The sequence below is a fragment of the Vibrio navarrensis genome (assembly GCF_015767675.1).
Classification (GTDB): Bacteria; Pseudomonadota; Gammaproteobacteria; order Enterobacterales; family Vibrionaceae; genus Vibrio.
Genome location: NZ_CP065217.1, coordinates 702,188 through 718,242, shown reverse-complemented (window position 1 = coordinate 718,242; position 16,055 = coordinate 702,188). Strand labels below are relative to the sequence as shown.

At 44.7% G+C, this 16,055-nt stretch carries 17 protein-coding genes and 1 other RNA gene; 7 read left to right on the top strand and 11 right to left on the bottom strand.

All coding sequences use genetic code 11. The annotated features are described in order from the left end of the window. Positions 1-111 precede the first annotated feature (111 nt). The 4 genes from smpB to I3X05_RS03165 all read left to right on the top strand — a co-directional run bounded on the left by smpB (position 112) and on the right by I3X05_RS03165 (position 3,058). On the top strand, positions 112-597 hold the full coding sequence (smpB, locus tag I3X05_RS03180) for an SsrA-binding protein SmpB (protein WP_337970954.1): 486 nt from the start codon (positions 112-114) through the stop codon (positions 595-597). 67 nt (positions 598-664) lie between these two features. Continuing rightward, positions 665-1,031: a transfer-messenger RNA gene (ssrA, locus tag I3X05_RS03175) on the top strand. 96 nt (positions 1,032-1,127) lie between these two features. Continuing rightward, entirely contained in the window at positions 1,128-1,490 is a 363-nt protein-coding gene (locus I3X05_RS03170; RefSeq protein ID WP_226972347.1) for a DUF6538 domain-containing protein, read from the top strand. An 18-nt stretch (positions 1,491-1,508) separates the two neighbouring features. Further along, positions 1,509-3,058 (top strand): IS3 family transposase gene (locus tag I3X05_RS03165; protein ID WP_413470581.1). Its coding sequence is split into 2 segments (ribosomal slippage): positions 1,509-1,977 and positions 1,977-3,058, totalling 1,551 coding nucleotides; the frame shifts between segments, so codons are not numbered across the junction. A 301-nt stretch (positions 3,059-3,359) separates the two neighbouring features. Here the strand turns inward: I3X05_RS03165 and I3X05_RS03160 are convergent. The 3 genes from I3X05_RS03160 to I3X05_RS03150 all read right to left on the bottom strand — a co-directional run bounded on the left by I3X05_RS03160 (position 3,360) and on the right by I3X05_RS03150 (position 5,082). Further along, positions 3,360-3,551: a DUF1289 domain-containing protein gene (locus I3X05_RS03160; RefSeq protein WP_082069733.1), complete on the bottom strand. Its 192-nt coding sequence runs from the start codon at positions 3,549-3,551 to the stop codon at positions 3,360-3,362. A gap of 105 nt (positions 3,552-3,656) precedes the next feature. Further along, complete coding sequence (locus I3X05_RS03155; RefSeq protein ID WP_045571302.1) at positions 3,657-4,319, bottom strand: hypothetical protein; 663 nt, start codon at positions 4,317-4,319, stop codon at positions 3,657-3,659. A gap of 19 nt (positions 4,320-4,338) precedes the next feature. Next, positions 4,339-5,082 (bottom strand): HupE/UreJ family protein, encoded by a 744-nt coding sequence (locus I3X05_RS03150; RefSeq protein ID WP_045571301.1) that lies wholly within the window; start codon positions 5,080-5,082, stop codon positions 4,339-4,341. A gap of 502 nt (positions 5,083-5,584) precedes the next feature. On the opposite strand from I3X05_RS03150, the gene I3X05_RS03145 reads away from it, so the two are divergent. Beyond that, positions 5,585-6,793, top strand: coding sequence for an IS4-like element ISVsa5 family transposase (locus I3X05_RS03145; protein WP_337970953.1), 1,209 nt, complete (start codon positions 5,585-5,587; stop codon positions 6,791-6,793). Between the two features lie 9 nt (positions 6,794-6,802). Here I3X05_RS03145 and I3X05_RS03140 read toward each other — a convergent pair whose 3' ends face one another. Then, complete coding sequence (locus I3X05_RS03140) at positions 6,803-7,141, bottom strand: TOTE conflict system archaeo-eukaryotic primase domain-containing protein (RefSeq protein WP_045569718.1); 339 nt, start codon at positions 7,139-7,141, stop codon at positions 6,803-6,805. A 45-nt stretch (positions 7,142-7,186) separates the two neighbouring features. Here I3X05_RS03140 and I3X05_RS03135 point away from each other — a divergent pair, with 45 nt between their 5' ends. After that, a complete protein-coding gene (locus tag I3X05_RS03135) occupies positions 7,187-7,642 on the top strand; it encodes a competence protein CoiA family protein (protein ID WP_242401994.1) in 456 nt (151 codons plus the stop codon). On the opposite strand, the gene tnpC is transcribed toward I3X05_RS03135, so the two are convergent. From tnpC to I3X05_RS03115, 4 genes are all read right to left on the bottom strand, one after another. Beyond that, positions 7,639-9,171 carry an IS66 family transposase gene (gene tnpC / locus I3X05_RS03130; protein ID WP_193277853.1) on the bottom strand — a complete coding sequence of 511 codons (1,533 nt, stop codon included), beginning with the start codon at positions 9,169-9,171 and terminating at the stop codon, positions 7,639-7,641. The genes I3X05_RS03135 and tnpC overlap by 4 nt on opposite strands. A gap of 59 nt (positions 9,172-9,230) precedes the next feature. Further along, positions 9,231-9,584 carry an IS66 family insertion sequence element accessory protein TnpB gene (gene tnpB, locus I3X05_RS03125; RefSeq protein WP_337970604.1) on the bottom strand — a complete coding sequence of 118 codons (354 nt, stop codon included), beginning with the start codon at positions 9,582-9,584 and terminating at the stop codon, positions 9,231-9,233. Then, positions 9,581-9,901: an IS66 family insertion sequence element accessory protein TnpA gene (gene tnpA, locus I3X05_RS03120; RefSeq protein WP_045569184.1), complete on the bottom strand. Its 321-nt coding sequence runs from the start codon at positions 9,899-9,901 to the stop codon at positions 9,581-9,583. Before tnpA ends, tnpB begins: the two co-directional genes overlap by 4 nt. A 937-nt stretch (positions 9,902-10,838) precedes the next feature. Then, positions 10,839-12,209 (bottom strand): Fic family protein, encoded by a 1,371-nt coding sequence (locus I3X05_RS03115; protein WP_045571290.1) that lies wholly within the window; start codon positions 12,207-12,209, stop codon positions 10,839-10,841. A 291-nt stretch (positions 12,210-12,500) separates the two neighbouring features. On the opposite strand from I3X05_RS03115, the gene I3X05_RS03110 reads away from it, so the two are divergent. Beyond that, complete coding sequence (locus tag I3X05_RS03110) at positions 12,501-13,277, top strand: metallophosphoesterase (RefSeq protein WP_045571289.1); 777 nt, start codon at positions 12,501-12,503, stop codon at positions 13,275-13,277. A 159-nt stretch (positions 13,278-13,436) separates the two neighbouring features. On the opposite strand, the gene I3X05_RS03105 is transcribed toward I3X05_RS03110, so the two are convergent. The 3 genes from I3X05_RS03105 to I3X05_RS03095 form a co-directional block, all read right to left on the bottom strand. Further along, positions 13,437-14,560, bottom strand: a protein-coding gene (locus tag I3X05_RS03105; protein ID WP_337970625.1) for an IS3-like element ISVpa4 family transposase whose coding sequence is annotated in 2 segments (ribosomal slippage) — positions 13,437-14,308 and positions 14,308-14,560 — 1,125 coding nt in all. Because the reading frame shifts where the segments join, the coding sequence is not laid out codon by codon here. Next, on the bottom strand, positions 14,553-15,140 hold the full coding sequence (locus I3X05_RS03100) for an NADPH-dependent FMN reductase (protein ID WP_337970952.1): 588 nt from the start codon (positions 15,138-15,140) through the stop codon (positions 14,553-14,555). The genes I3X05_RS03105 and I3X05_RS03100 overlap by 8 nt, the downstream gene beginning before the upstream one ends. Position 15,141: 1 nt before the next feature. Next, entirely contained in the window at positions 15,142-16,041 is a 900-nt protein-coding gene (locus I3X05_RS03095) for an EamA family transporter (RefSeq protein ID WP_045570565.1), read from the bottom strand. Between the last annotated feature and the right edge of the window lie 14 nt (positions 16,042-16,055).

Sequence of the window (16,055 nt, the reverse complement as noted above, 5' to 3'; positions counted from 1 at the left end):
TCTCCTCTCAGGGACATTCTTTTTACGACCTGCACAATTTTACTTTTATTCTCAGCCAGCGCAAATAAAAGCATTTCCTATCAAAGTTGCACGCCGTATAATAAGCCCACTATGGCAAATAAAAACTCAAAACAAAAAGCCGGTAGCAACACTATCGCGCTGAACAAAAAAGCTCGTCACGAGTATTTCATCGAAGATGAAATTGAAGCTGGCATGGAGCTACAAGGGTGGGAAGTGAAAGCGCTTCGCCAAGGTAAAGCCAATATCGCTGAAAGTTACGTTTTTATGCGTGACGGCGAAGCCTTCGTTAGTGGCATGACTATCACTCCTTTGAATCAGGCATCGACACACGTAGTAGCTAACCCTACCCGTGTGCGCAAACTGCTGATGAGCCGTCGTGAACTTGATAATTTGCTTGGGCGTATCAACCGCGAAGGCATGACGTTAGCAGCTCTTTCACTCTACTGGTCTCATTCTTGGGTGAAAATCAAAATTGGTGTGGCAAAAGGTAAGAAGCTGCACGACAAGCGCGAAGATATTAAAGATCGCGATTGGCAACGCCAAAAAGCTCGAGTAATGAAGAGCTCACTGCGTTAAACTTAACCACTTAGACGTATACTACTGGACAAGCAGGGCTTTTCTGGTAGTATGCGCCAAATACCTTGGGGCTGATTTTGGATTCGACGGGAATTTTGCAGTCTGAGGTGCATGCCGAGGTGCGGTAGGCCTCGTTAACAAACCGCAAAAAAATAGTCGCAAACGACGAAAACTACGCACTAGCAGCTTAATACCCTGCTCAGAGCCCTCTCGCCCTAGCTTCCGCTTGTAAGACGGGGAACAACGAGGGGTCAAACCAAATCAAGCTGGCGTGGATTCCCCCACCTGAGGGATGAAGCGTGAGAAACAATTCAGGTTAGCTATTCATTCGCGTGTCGGTTCGCAGGTGGTAGTGAAATTAAAGATCGACTAAGCATGTAGTACCAATGATGAATGATTTTCGGACGGGGGTTCAAATCCCCCCAGCTCCACCAAACGTTTGGAAAGGGCGGTAACTCTTTGAGTTATCGCCCTTTTTGTATTCACCACTTCAATATTAGGCTGTTTGTACTACATTTTGGTACTAAAACATGCGCTATTTATCTATTTCAAAATCTGGCATTTGGCAGTTTCGCTATCAAATCCCATCTGAGCATCGACACTTATTTGACGGGCTTCGTGAAGTTAAACGCTCGCTAAAAACATCATGCAAAGATAAAGCTACGCTTTTAGCATTAGAACTAGAGATACAGGTTCGTCGCACCATCATATCCCCGACTACAACCACAGCACCAAAGCAAGTCAGACCCATTCATAACGAAAAAAAGCACCCACCAGCAAAACAGAAAAAGCTTAAGGTGTTATGCCCAGAAAAGATGCTAGAGCGCTTTTTGCGTATTTCGGAGCATTCCGATCAGTCATTTCCCCCCTGTGTCAGCATAGTTGTCGCCTAGATTTTTAAGGAGATAACTATGCCAGCCAATCCAGTTCCAATTGATGTGAAAACGAAAGGCCAAACTTGGCTGTTACCACCATATAATTGGTCTCATCGAAGAATTGCTAAAGAATTAGATGTGAGTCCATCCGTGGTATCTAAGTGGAGAAATGAACTTGTTGAAAGCGGCCTATTGTCTACAGAGCTGCCCTTAGAAAATGCTACTACTGATTATTCAGCGGAGCAGAGATTTTTCATAGTGATTGAAACTGCAACAATGTCTGAACGCGAGTTAGCTGAATACTGTAGGTCTAAAGGGTTATTTGTCGATGACGTTAAAACCTGGCGAGCACTGTCTATCAAGGCGCAGAGTACAACATCGGCTTCAATGTCACACAAAGAAAATAAGCTACTACGTGATGAACGCAGAAAGGTAAAAGCGTTGGAGAAGGAGTTGGCACGTAAAGATAAAGCACTTGCTGAAACGGCTGCGCTACTGGTTTTGCGGGAAAAGTTCAATGCCCTCTGGGAAATCAACGAGGAAGACTTATTCCTATCTCAGAGCGGCTTAAAATAGTCACACTTGTTGATGAAGCTGTACGTAAAGGGGCAACAAAGACAAAGGCTTGTTCCACCGTTGGGTTATCAATACGAACGTTCCAGCGTTGGACACGGAACTCTGCCGAAATCACAAGTGATATGCGTCAGCATCCTCGGCAGCACGAGCCTCATAATAAGCTATCAGAAGCCGAAAGGCAGCAGATATTAGATATCTGCAATACACCAGAGTATGCCGATTTACCTCCGAATATCATCGTTCCAATGTTGGCTGATGAAGGCATTTACATTGCCTCAGAGTCCACATTTTATCGTGTATTAAAAGCAAACAACCAGCTAGGTAAGCGAACTCGTAACAAAGCTGGCACAAGTCCTTCTCGACCAAAGGTTCAAAAAGCCTGCAAACCAAATCAGGTATGGAGCTGGGATATCAGTTATCTGCCATCGAAAATACGAGGGAAGCACTATTACCTCTATTTGATAATGGATATCTTCAGTAGAAAAGTAGTAGGTGCAGAAGTGTATGATCAGGAGCTAGGCGAATATGCAGCGGAGTTACTCCAAAGAACAACATGGCGGGAAAAGTGTGTGCAAGGCAACATTACTTTGCACTCTGACAACGGTGCTCCTATGAGAAGTTACACCATGCTTGCAAAGATGTATGACCTTGGGATTGCAAGCTCTTACTCTAGGCCAAGAGTAAGCAATGACAACCCATACTCTGAGTCGTTGTTCAAAACAATAAAGTATTGTCCTTCATGGCCAATGGATGGGTTTTCTTCCATTGAAGACGCTCGGTGTTGGGTTGGTAATTTTGTTGATTGGTATAACAATGAGCATAAACACAGTGGCATAAAGTATGTAACACCTCAGCAGAGGCATTGCGGGGAGGATAATGAAATTCTCCGACAGCGTATGCAAGTCTACCGACGTGCTCAATTGACTCATCCAGGCAGATGGAGTCGGCAAACGAGAGACTGGAGTTATATCGATGAGGTGTACTTGAACCCTGAAAAGTGTGCAGCGTAATCATTCACGTTACTAAATTGTAAAAAAGACGACAACTTGCTTGAAAAACAGCGGAAACGAGCGATCGCAATCACCGAAATACGCAGCTTTTGTCTCTATAAGGCTCAGCATATTTCTCCTAAGGCCGTTGGAATGCTGAAAGCTAAGTGCAAAACCGTTCTTGATTTAGTTGGAAAATCCCATCTCCCTTTAATTCGCAGACGCGATGCAGAAGACGCAATGCAGCTATTGCGACATTACCCCGTAAACATGAAGAAACACCCCCAGTTCAAAGGCCTAACAGCCAAAGAGGCGGTTAAACTCAATACTTGCTACGCTCACTTCTCATTTGTGACATCCTTTTTTGGAGTTCTTTCTTTAGGATGTTGAGAGCATAAGGTTTCAGTGTTTTCCATTTCTGACATTCATCACGAGTTCTGGCACAACCCAAGCACCAACCTTTAGGATTCGAGAAATCGCAAAGATCGATGCAAGGACTCTTCTGTTTTTTCATACCGTTAACCTTAAATTAGCTGTGTTCAAGTAACCATATTTATAAGCGAATCATATTAAATAGCCCCTACGAAACTCATCTTCGTAGAGGCTAGACTTAGCTTAATTACGGAACACGCTTCATTTCTGCGTAATCACCATTCGTTTTCAAGATAACCATCACTGTTTTGTCGTTACGGTTACGGAAAAACCAGCCGTGATTACCCGTGAAAGCAGCCTCTAACTCACCTTGATCGTCAGGTACGCCACGGCCTTTTTCATAGCTAATCGAATTTCCATTGCCATCACCATGAGTGTCGTAGTTGACAGGGCCACCTTTCGATGTCCATTCAAATTGAGCAATTTGGCCTTTTTCCATGACCAACTTAACTTCTGCACCTTGGCCTGGTTTCAGTGAAAGCATAATTTTGTCTTTCCAAACTGGCTCCACTGCAACAGCAACGTCAGGTTTTGTAGAAGACACCTCAAGTTGTTGAGGTGCTACTTCAGGTTCCGCTTTAACAGGCTCGTTTTGAACCGCTTTAGTGGCGTCTACGACTGCACTATTAGCTTGGTCTTCTTCTGCTTCTTGGGCTAATTGAGCCTTAATCTCACCCATTTCAGTTAATCCCAGCGCTCTGCCCATTCCTGTTGGGTCAAGAGCGTACTCAGCAGGCAAAATGACGGTGATGAGCAGTACAATAGCGGTTCCTAGAGCAATAAAGGTTGAGCGAACAAGCTGTTTGGTTGTCGGTAGCTCGGCACGATTTGGCATATCTGTGTTGTACATGATTGATTCCTTTTTCTTTTTACTGAGCAACAACGTAGCCCGTTAGTTGATAACCGATAAGCATGAAACCAAAGCTCATCATAACGACATTGACTGAGTAGGCTTGACGATAAAAACTGGTATGTCGCCTCCAAAAGCCCATCACAATCAAAATGGTGCCTAGGGCAATCAATTGCCCAATTTCTACACCCATGTTGAACGCCAGTAGATTAGGAATTAATCCGTCAGGAGAAATATCATATTCAATGATCTTCGACGACAACCCAAAACCATGACAGAACCCGAACAACAAGGTTGCGAGTTTTGTATTGGGCTGTACGCCAAACCATCGCTGAAACGCGCCTAAGTTATCCATTGCCTTGTAGACCACAGATAACCCGATGATGGCATCGATAATGTAACTGTTAATGCCAATATTAAAGTACACACCAAGCAGCATGGTAGACGAATGTCCGAGCGCAAAAAGGCTCACATACAACGCGATGTGTTTCATTTTGTAGAGGAAGAAAATCACTCCAAATAGAAACAGGATATGATCGTATCCTGTCACCATGTGCTTCGCACCTAGATACATAAACGCAATGATACTGGTGCCTGTGATTTCTTGGATATAACCTTTGTCACCCTGTGCCACAGCATGAGCAAAAACGTCAGTGCTCATTACCATGAGTAAGGCGAGAATGAGATAAAGCATCCCCTTACGAAGCGACGTCGCCATACCGATAGGCAACGTACTCACTTCGCGTAAAGAAAGTAAGTTCATAGTAACTCCATTGTTTGTTGAATCTTCTTTAGCCGCTGATTGCGGCAGTTATCAAGTAAACAACAACGCTCTTGGAGGACGCTCTATTTTGAAGGGTTTATGGATAGGCGTTCCGCTGACTTGCCTGCCATAGGTTGACACCATCACTCTCGTAAAGACGGAATGACTCAGCGCTTTTAATGTTGCACTGTCATACGTGTGATTATGATTACTCGCATCATGTTGAAATGAATACTCATCATCGACGTCATGTGAATGGCTGGAGGAATGGGAGTTTGCATGGTCACTATCGATAACCGATATCGCCGACAAGCTATGAGAACGAAACTCACCTATCGCAGACGTAGTCGTCCCCAATGCGACGATAAGTAGCATCAGCAAGCTAATACATTGTGCTGAGGAATCCCCTAATGATTTTGATAAAAATCATTAAGTTAAGGTAGATACACATCTTGTCATATGATCAAATGGTTTCGCCAAAAATCAATAATCAGACAACAAGATGTGCGAACTCGATATTTTACACGACTCTCTTTACCAATTCTGCCCCGAATTACACTTAAAACGACTCAACAGCTTAACGTTGGCTTGCCACGCATTGCTTGACTGTAAAACCCTCACTCTTACCGAACTTGGCCGTAACCTGCCAACCAAAGCGAGAACAAAACATAACATCAAACGAATCGACCGATTGTTAGGTAATCGTCACCTCCACAAAGAGCGACTCGCTGTATACCGTTGGCATGCTAGCTTTATCTGTTCGGGCAATACGATGCCTATTGTACTTGTTGACTGGTCTGATATTCGTGAGCAAAAACGGCTTATGGTATTGCGAGCTTCAGTCGCACTACACGGTCGTTCTGTTACTCTTTATGAGAAAGCGTTCCCGCTTTCAGAGCAATGTTCAAAGAAAGCTCATGACCAATTTCTAGCCGACCTTGCAAGCATTCTACCGAGTAACACCACACCGCTCATTGTCAGTGATGCTGGCTTTAAAGTGCCATGGTATAAATCCGTTGAGAAGCTGGGTTGGTACTGGTTAAGTCGAGTAAGAGGAAAAGTACAATATGCAGACCTAGTAGCGGAAAACTGCAAACCTATCAGCAACTTACACGACATATCATCAAGTCACTCAAAGACTTTAGGCTATAAGAGGCTGACTAAAAGCAATCCAATCTCATGCCAAATTCTATTGTATAAATCTCGCCCTAAAGGCCGAAAAAATCAGCGCTCGACACGGACTAATTGTCACCACCCGTCACCTAAAATCTACTCTGCGTCGGCAAAGGAGCCATGGGTTCTAGCAACTAACTTACCTGTTGAAATTCGAACACCCAAACAACTTGTTAATATCTATTCGAAGCGAATGCAGATTGAAGAAACCTTCCGAGACTTGAAAAGTCCTGCCTACGGTCTGGGCCTGCGTCATAGCCGAACGAGCAGCTCAGAGCGTTTTGATATCATGCTGCTAATCGCCCTGATGCTTCAACTAACATGTTGGCTTGCGGGCGTTCATGCTCAGAAACAAGGTTGGGACAAGCACTTCCAAGCTAACACAGTCAGAAATCGAAACGTACTCTCAACAGTGCGCTTAGGCATGGAAGTTTTGCGGCATTCTGACTACACAATAACAAGGGAAGACTTACTCGTGGCTGCAACCCTGCTTGCTCAAAATCTATTCAAACATGGTTATGCTTTGGGGAAATTATGAGGGGATCCCTCAGTACATAGCGGCATCATCTAACGGCTTGAATGCTTGATTGGGGCACTCCAAACACTTTATTTTAGGTTTGCCACATAGATCTTGATGCCACTCGTTTTCGCAAGCGATCGCATAACCACTTCTACCTTGTTGATTCTGCCACCTATGCGCATAGCATTGAGTATTGCCTTTAAAATAACTCTGATAGATAGACAGTTTTTGTTGAGGTGACATTTCACATACAGGCTTCTTGTTAATCGCTTCCTGCGTCAATAGACGCTGCTTCTGCTGTTCAAGTTGAGCCAGCTCCTTTTTCAGCTCATGAATCTTTTGCTCAATTAGCTCAAGCTCATCCATATCTAGCCCCGACAATTACATCATTTTCATGCAGTTAATCATCGATTGTACAAAAGACAATACGAAAACAAAGGCACAATTCATAACCTATCTAACATATTTATAAAGCATTTTTGCCTAAAATCAGTACATACTGTCGCTAAATTAAGAGTTATTCACGTTTTGATGATGCTTCAACATGTGCCTTTCGGCTTAAGAACTCAAGATCAGACATTCGTTGATGTCGCAGATGTTGTGCGAGGGAAAAATTGCGGCTGTATATGCCCTTCTTGCCATACACCACTGATTGCGAGACAAGGTGAAGAAAAGCAATGGCACTTTGCTCATGCGAGCCGCAAGGTTGAAGGAACTGATAAAGAATGTGATTTTTCTTTTTTTGTTTCTGTGCGCATGATGGCTAGACAAGTGATAGAAACAGGTATAGCTATTGTTCTTCCTGAATACAGGAGTTATCTAACAAAACAGTATCCGCCCCATGAACCCACGGGGCGATATTGTTAGTGTTTGAAGTTCCAAGGCAGGAGTGCATCGATATCAGGTTCCGCTTTCGCTAACTCCTGCATGCACTTGACCATGTAGTCGTAAAGGATAAGGCCGTTGGCTTTCGCTGTCTCGACGATACTGTAAAGCATCGCGCTCGCTTCCGCCCCGTTAGGGTTGGTCGAGAAGAGCCAGTTCTTTCTCCCAATAACCAGCGGTTTTATTGCGCGTTCAGCTCGGTTGTTGTCTATCGATAAGTGACCGTCATCGATATAGCGGGTGAGCTTCGGCCATTGGCCGAGCGTGTATTTTATCGCTTTACCCAGCGGGCTAGACTCAAGCACTTTCTGAGTTGTCATCCATTCATAAAGCTCATCCAGTATCGGCTTAGCATGCTCTTGGCGCTCTGCTTTTCGTTTTTCCGCAGACTCACCTTTTAAGCGTGATTCTATTCCATAAAGCTTCTGGATTTTGGCCAGCGCTTTATCCGCTTTACCTGACTTGCCTTTGCCTTGAAGCTTCTTCGCCTCCATGAACTTGCGCCGAGCATGCGCGAAGCAACCGACATTGGTGACGAGATGAAGCCCATCATAAACACCATAGCCATCGGTTTGTAGATAACCACTGTAATCCCCCAAGAAGGCAACAGGGCACGCCCTAGCTCGACTGTTTTGATAGTCGTACAAGACGATATTTCTCACATTAGGGAGGGCGGCATCTGGCGAGTCTGCGCCCGAGCAGTAAAGCCACATATAACACTGTTTATCTTCTTTGAGGACATTGAGCGGCGTTTCATCCGCCTGAATCACCACTTGCTCAAGTAGGTGCGTTTTTAAGGCCGCGTAAAGTGGAGCGAACTTCTCACTGACTTGGATAATCCACCTTGCCATGGTGGTTCGTGAGAGTTCGATACCCGACTGGGTAAACAGGGATTCTTGACGGTAAAGTGGCATCGCATATTGGTATTTGCCGAGGATGATATTGGTCAACAAGCTTTCTGTGGCGAAGCTCTTCGGGATAATGCTTTGCGGCGCTGGCTTTTGAACAATGCGGCTGTTGTCCTGAGTTTGCTCGCATTGGCGGCAAGCATATTTAGGACGAACATATTCCAACACTTTAAGTACCGCAGGTGTGAACTCAAGTTTCTCGCTACGGTCTTCACCGATTTTATGCAGACTATGTTGGCAGCAAGCGCACTGCTTTTCATCGTCGTCTAAATCGAGTTCGATAACCTCACGAGGCAAGGTCTTTGGCAGTGGCTGACGTTTACCGCGTTTCTTCGTTGTGATGGTCGTTGTGACAACTTCAACCTCTTCTTCCTTAGCGGCTTCACATTCCGCTTCGTTGAAGAGGTCACCTTGTGATTCATTGTAAGGCTTTAACGCCTCCGAGCGTTTAGCGAACTGACGGTCGAAGGCAAGTTTGAGTTGTTCAAGCAGCGATTGGCGCTCTTGTTTCAATTGGTTTTCTGACGCCAACAGTGCTTTCACCATCGCTTGTAGCTCGGCAACATCTTGGCTTTCTGGGTTGATATTTGGCGTCTTTTTCATGGCATTGATGATACTAAAATCATGCCGTTAATGCTTGGTGGATAAGACTTTATTATCGCTTAAGTCATTGTAAAATCGTTTATTCTAACGGGTTTATGGCCGATAATCGTGAAGCCAGAAAGCAGTCTATCAAGCTCGAATTGAGTTAGGGTAAACACCTCATTTTGCTCTTTTGATGGCCACTTGTACTTGGCTTTTTCAAGGCGCTTATACCAAAGAGCAAAGCCTGTTTTATCCCAGTACAACACTTTGATTTTGTCGCGCTGTTTGTTGGTGAACAGGAACAGTGCGCCGCTGCCCAAGGGCAAGTCGGTGTCATTTTCGATAATCGCAGCGAGGCCGTTGATGGACTTTCTAAAATCGACGCTTTCACGATACAAGTAAATCTTTGGAGCGCTGAGCATGCGTTTCATGATAACGCACCGATAAGCTCTGCGAGATAGGTCGCTGGTGTGCCTTGTGGGATGCTCAGTTCAACATTGTTTACAAGTAGTGTCATGTTGGCAACGACAACGTGAGTGGCTTGATACTTTGTCGTCTTTTCAACGACTTCTGCTTTAACAAAGCCAACCGTGTTCGGTTTTTCGATGTGCTTTAACTGTTGGCGCTTAGCGTAAAAAGTGGAAAGGCTCAGTCCGTTACGTTCACAGAATAATCGTTGTGATAGCTGGCTGGATTCATAGTGTTCGAACAGGGTTCGCCATTCTTGGTTAGTGCGTCGTTTGGCCATTTCAAATCTCCTTTGGGTTGGAGGTTTGATCTTATTATTCGGGCTAGACGATTAGAATGCGGGGTTTATGATGCGCTTACACAAAACAAGTGAAAGGAAAGTGCTTCAAAGAAGAATTTTTGGTTGCTAAGTCATCCACCATCTTACTTGATAACGTCGATAAAGAAGCTTCGTTTGAGAAATGTATTGTAGACGTAATGGGCCAAGTCGGTAATTTCACCTTTGTTGTTTACTTTACCCACCCAAACCGTCCACTACCAAGTGAATTGCTCACTCCACATAACAGGCAATGCGGTATACTCGAAATCAAGCTGGATGATACACATCACCTATTTACAAGTGATAAAGTCTCAGGGATTCGGCAACTAGATAGACTGAAAGATTACCTTCAACACGATTTCGAATCTAAAGTGTGGGTATTTCACCCACGCTACGTTCAATTGAAGCAAGAAGCGACTGAGCGATTATCCTTAAAAGCATCTCGGTACACTCCGCCCCCTACTCCGAGTCTTCTTAATGACCAACACCCGCCATCGCAACCACAGGAGTTTCAAGCTTCATCGTTCCGACTCATGGCAACCAGCAACGAAAGCTATCCAGCCAGAACCTGTGCCAAGGCGTTCAGCTCAATTTGAGTGCATCATGTGTCAATGCCAGTGGCAAGTTACGCTACCTAGTAAACCAATCTGTCCTAAATGCCATAACCACCTATACGCCAGCGAGATCTCATCAAGATAAGAACCACATCAAGCGTTCATTTTATTCTTTTGTTCATTTTTTATGAACAAACCGAAAAATGAACGCCGACAAATACTACTCTTAGTTTTGATTCTCAAAAACTAGAACTCGAAACGACATTTCGTTGCTATCTTTTCAAGCTCATTAGTTAGCTCTCCTTACAACGAACGAACACGGTGCCTTGCTCAAATTTCAATTTTCACGCTAAGAAATATTCTGTGGATTTACCAATTTTTTCAGATTTTAGTATTCCTGCTGTAACCATACCGTCAAGTTTTTGCTTCGCGCTGTTGTAGCTAATACCTAGTAAACTTTCGACTTCCCTCGCTGTTACCGTTGGCTTTTTACGGTAACGAGGCTCACCAGACACAAACCCGATGATCTTTCTCTCAATATCTTCTAAACCAGAATATCGCTCTTCCAACTCCTGCATTCGATGTGCCGCTCGTTCATAAACGGAAACAAACTCATCAATGGCGCGACTGATAACTTTCAGCTGATATTTAATAAAGTACGTTAGGTCTAAGTTATCGTGCTCCGTATCTAGATAGCTCACACCATATTGAATTGGAGCTTTTTTAAGCAATGCTGATATCGCAATATAACGAAAGCCTGTATAACCAGATTTAAACATATACCAGTAAAACAAAGCCCTAGCGACTCTCCCGTTACCATCTCGAAACGGGTGAACATAACCGATGACAAAGTGAAGTGTGATGGCTTGAATAACAGGATGAACACCGCTGCCATTAGCATTTAACCAATTCACGACCCGAGTGAGTAACCTTTCCATGTCATCGTGTTTAGGTGGTTGATGAACAACCTCCCCTTCAGCATCAACAACTGCAACATCATCCGTCGCTCTAAATAAGCCTGAGGTATATTTTTCTTGCTCTAGCGTTTTTGTTCCAGCGCTGTGTAAATTTCTGATTAACTCAATACTGAACGGCTCATCCCTAAGCTCCCAAGCTATTTGCATTAAGTCAAAATTTCCAAAAATCATTCGTTCATCGTCAGTACGAGGCTTCCTTTTTTTTCTAATCATTTCTTTCGCAAGGATTGTCGTCGTAGCCGCTCCCTCCAATTGACTACTCGATATCGCTTCATCATCCACAAGGTTATTCGCTAGATGCTCAAAATGCGCCCGTTCACCAATTTGTTCTAGGATACCCAGCATTGCACTATGCGTGGTATGTCGATCAATCTGTGATAACACACGACCAAACTCGTGCAAGTTATTGAATCTGCAATACTGTATATAGTCAGGAGAGTTTAATAGTGCTTGAATCACTTGTTCAGGTAAGCCAGGAGGCAATGGCTTGTCTTCTAATGGTGTTAGCTCAATCAAAGTTCTATCTCGGGACAAACGAGTTAGCCACCAACAATATTTGACATCCAAGCCAGACTTTACCCTGCGCCTAAACTCGTTAAATGAATAGTAATCACCAGATAACGGGTTAATGTAATCTGTATAGTCGTTAGGATTAAGTCCTTGATTACCAATCGCAAACAAAACGTCACCAATCGTACTAAACGGACACTCTGGCGGTGATAAATACTTACCTGACATGATTTTCATCTCAAAATCTAACAATTATGAGATCAGATTAATTAAGATTGCGTGATTTTGCTAGTTTTAATCACCCACGCCTGTGATGTTCATCTGTACTTTCGCTTGTACCTATCTTCCTGAAGAAAGCATGGCTCAAGTTAAATAGCATTCACATAGCTAATGAAGAAAAGCAACAATGGGCAGGTTTTGCTATTCAAAAATGGATTGCTTGCCAATTCTGCCTCTTCTCAAGATATACTATTCGAAACCGAGGCTTCGGCTTCTACAAGCCCCTATTAGGTGGATAAATTGAAATTTTACGCGGTATCTGATTTGCACTTAGATTTACACGGCATCCATCGAAGCTTCTGGCATAACTTCGATGATGACGCTGTCTTGATTATCGCAGGTGATACTGCCAACGCGCTCAATGGCATTGCGTATATAAAAAATGTTCTTTGCTCTTACTTTAGAGCCGTTATCCTCGTTGCAGGAAATCACGAGTGGTACAGCAGTAAAAGTAAATCTTACCGTTCTGGCTATCTGCGCAAACAAGATTCAATAAGCTCCACAGACAGTAGATACTCCCCAATAGAAAAGCTTAAGGTGCATAGTGACACAACTAAGAATTTGTTTTTTCTGGATAATGAGTCAATAGATTTAGATGGATGTAGCATTTATGGAGGAACTCTTTGGTTTCCTATCCACACATACTCGTCTGCACTGATTGATGCGTACTCAGAACTGATGAATGATACAAAGTACATCAGCCATCAAATGATTGAAGAGCAGTACAAAGCGTTCGTTAATAACCTCCCAGAAAAAGTTGATCTTGTTGTTTCACATCATCTTCCTTCCAAAGAAGCTTTCGCCGTAGAAGCAAATGCCAACAGTGTTTATGCTCCTTACTACCATGCAGGGTTGAGTAATCAGTTGATCTCAAGAGCTAGGTATTGGGTAGCAGGGCATCAACATGATGCTGTAGAGAAAGTCATTGCTGGCGGTAAGACCACATTTATTTGTAACCCCAAGGGTTCTGTCCGCTTAACCAGTGGAATTCTTACTAATAAAGCTTATTACCTATAAGAGCTAGCCAGCAAGAAACTTCGGCATCTGAAAGTCCGTTAGGGCTTTCTAGCTGCGATAATTGATCACCTTGCCAAGCAACCAATCAGAAATGATGCATAGAGAAGTGGACCCCAATGGTTGGACGCATAAGCTCATTTCTTAAGTGGTTGACCCAGCTCATGCTGCGTATCTTTGCCTACCGAAGTAGGCCTCATCAGGAGTGAGGTTATTGAGTCCTTGATGGTTACGCTCTTCATTATAAAACACCATGTAGTTGCCGATTTCAAGCTCGGCTTCACGGGGCGTGGTATAAGCCTTTAAGTAAACCTCCTCATATTTCAGGCTTCGCCATAATCGCTCAATGAAAACATTGTCAACCCAGCGGCCTTTCCCGTCCATGCTTATACGTATGTCATGTTCAATTAACTTCTGTGTGAACTCTGTGCTGGTAAACTGGCTGCCTTGATCTGAGTTAAAGATATCAGGTGGCCCATAATGCTTCAGCGCTTCCTCAAGCGCTTCGATACAAAAACTCGTGTCCATGGTGTTGGATAGTCGCCAAGCCAGCACTTTGCGGCTATACCAGTCGATAATAGCAACGAGGTACAGGAACCCCTTCGCCATTGGGATGTACGTGATATCAATCGCCCAAGCTTGGTTTGGGTAAGTGACTTCGATATCACGCAACAGGTAGGGATACACCTTGTGTGCTTTGTTCGCCAGCGTCGTTTTGGGCTTGGGGTAAATCGCCCCAATCCCCATATCGCGCATGAGTCGAACAACACGCTTACGATTAACGCTATGACCCTTCTTAGCCAGCTCAGTTCGAATGCGCCGACTGCCCATAAACGGATACTGAAGATGAATTTCGTCAATCATACGGCGCAACGCAATCTCCTCAGCAGAGAGTCCTATGGGTTGATAGTAAGCGGTAGAGCGAGCAATATTGAGCAGCTCACACTGGCGCTTTATCGGCAATGGGGTGGATTTAACCAGCGAACTCTTTCGCTGGGCTCGGTCTAACGACCGAGCACTTTGGCCAAAAAATCATTTTCCATGGTCAATTGACCGATCTTGGCGTGAAGTTTGTCCACTTCTTCGGAATTCTCTTTTCCTGTGTGATTTTCGGTGGCAAAAATCATGGCTGCGTTTTCAAGCAGCTCCTTTTTCCATGTCGAGATTTGGTTAGCGTGCAGGTTGTATTTCTGAGCTAACTCAGCGACGGTTTTATCGCCTTTAGCGGCATCGAGTGCCACCTTAGCTTTAAACTCAGGAGAGTGGTTTCTACGTTTTCTAGTCATAATCTGTCCCTGTATTGTTGGGTACTATCAAAACAGATCGACCACTTAAAGTCATGTCCGAAAATCGGGGGCCACTTCTGTACTCGCTGCGGGCATGAAGTTGCTCGTCTGCACATCTGTGCTCTTGAGTAAACAAGGTGTCGCATTGGCGGAAAATAAGGTGATCCGGTAAGAAACAGACATGATTGTTCTTATTGCCCGTCATACGCAGTTCGCTGATAGGGTACACGCCGTTGACACTGGCAGACACACTGACCAGCAATGCGGGCTTGTGGGCCAGTTCATCATCGGTGGCTAGCATCAGAAAGTTCTTCAAGGCGGGCGTTGCCATGCCGTGCCACTCCGGTGTAATAAAAATAAAGGCATCTGACTGCTTGAGCATTTGCGCGATGGGCGACCACACTTGCCACTCTTCACTGCCCTGCCAAACCCCTTCATTCCAAAACGGCAAGTTGAGCTGATGCAAATCAAGCACGTTCACCTGAGTGAAATGCTTCTGCGATAGGGTTTGTAGATAGTAAGCCACTTTGGCGCTTTGCGAGTTGGCACGTTGGCTACCAGAAACGATAGTGATGTTCATATTAGATTCCTTTTAACGGTAAAGTAGTTTGATTGGCTCGCAGCTCAGAGCGAGGCACAGCCAATAAAATAGCGAGTAAAATAGCGCACGCGCCGAGTAATTGCGGCCAAGTCAGCGCTTGATTGAGCAACAGATAGCCAAGAAAACAGGCCGAGACACTACTGAGAAAGCCGAGAAACGAAACAGTAACCGGTGGCAATTTTTCGATGCCTCGAAACCAGAGAAAGTAGCCAAGCACTGCGCCAATCAAACTCAAGTAGCCGTAACCTAGATAGTTAGTGGGGGTCAGTTGGGAAGGAATGCCCTCTAGCCACAGCGATACTGGCAATAAAGCCACGCCGCCAAACAGCAGTTGCCAACCCGTAAAACCCAGCAGTGACATACCACTTGGCCGGCCCCACTTTTTGGTCAACACCACACCTGATGCCATACTCAACGTCCCCAAAGCGGCAATCACTAACCCTTGTAGATTCAGAGCGACCGAACTATTGAGGACCAAAAGCGCAATGCCGATCACCCCTACGCCACTCGCCAGCCACTGCCTTGATGTCACACGCGCATTCAACCAGAACCAACTCAAGAACATGACCAGCATCGGCTGAAAAGACATCACCAAAGACGCCATACCACCGGGCAAATAGGTCGCCGCAAAAAAGAGGCAATAGAAAAACAGCCCAATGTTCAGTAGGCCTAAGGTCGCAAGACGCCCCCACCAGATGCCTTGCAGCCAAGTTCGGCTCAGAAGCACCAGCAGAATGCCCGCAGGCAGCGCGCGAATGGTCGAGGCAATCAACGGACTTTCTGGCGGTAAGGCTTGCGTGGTCACAATATAGGTACTGCCCCACACCAATGGCGCAACAGCAGTGAGGACAATGGTTTTTACCGAATTCACTTTATTCATGGCTCACCTGACTT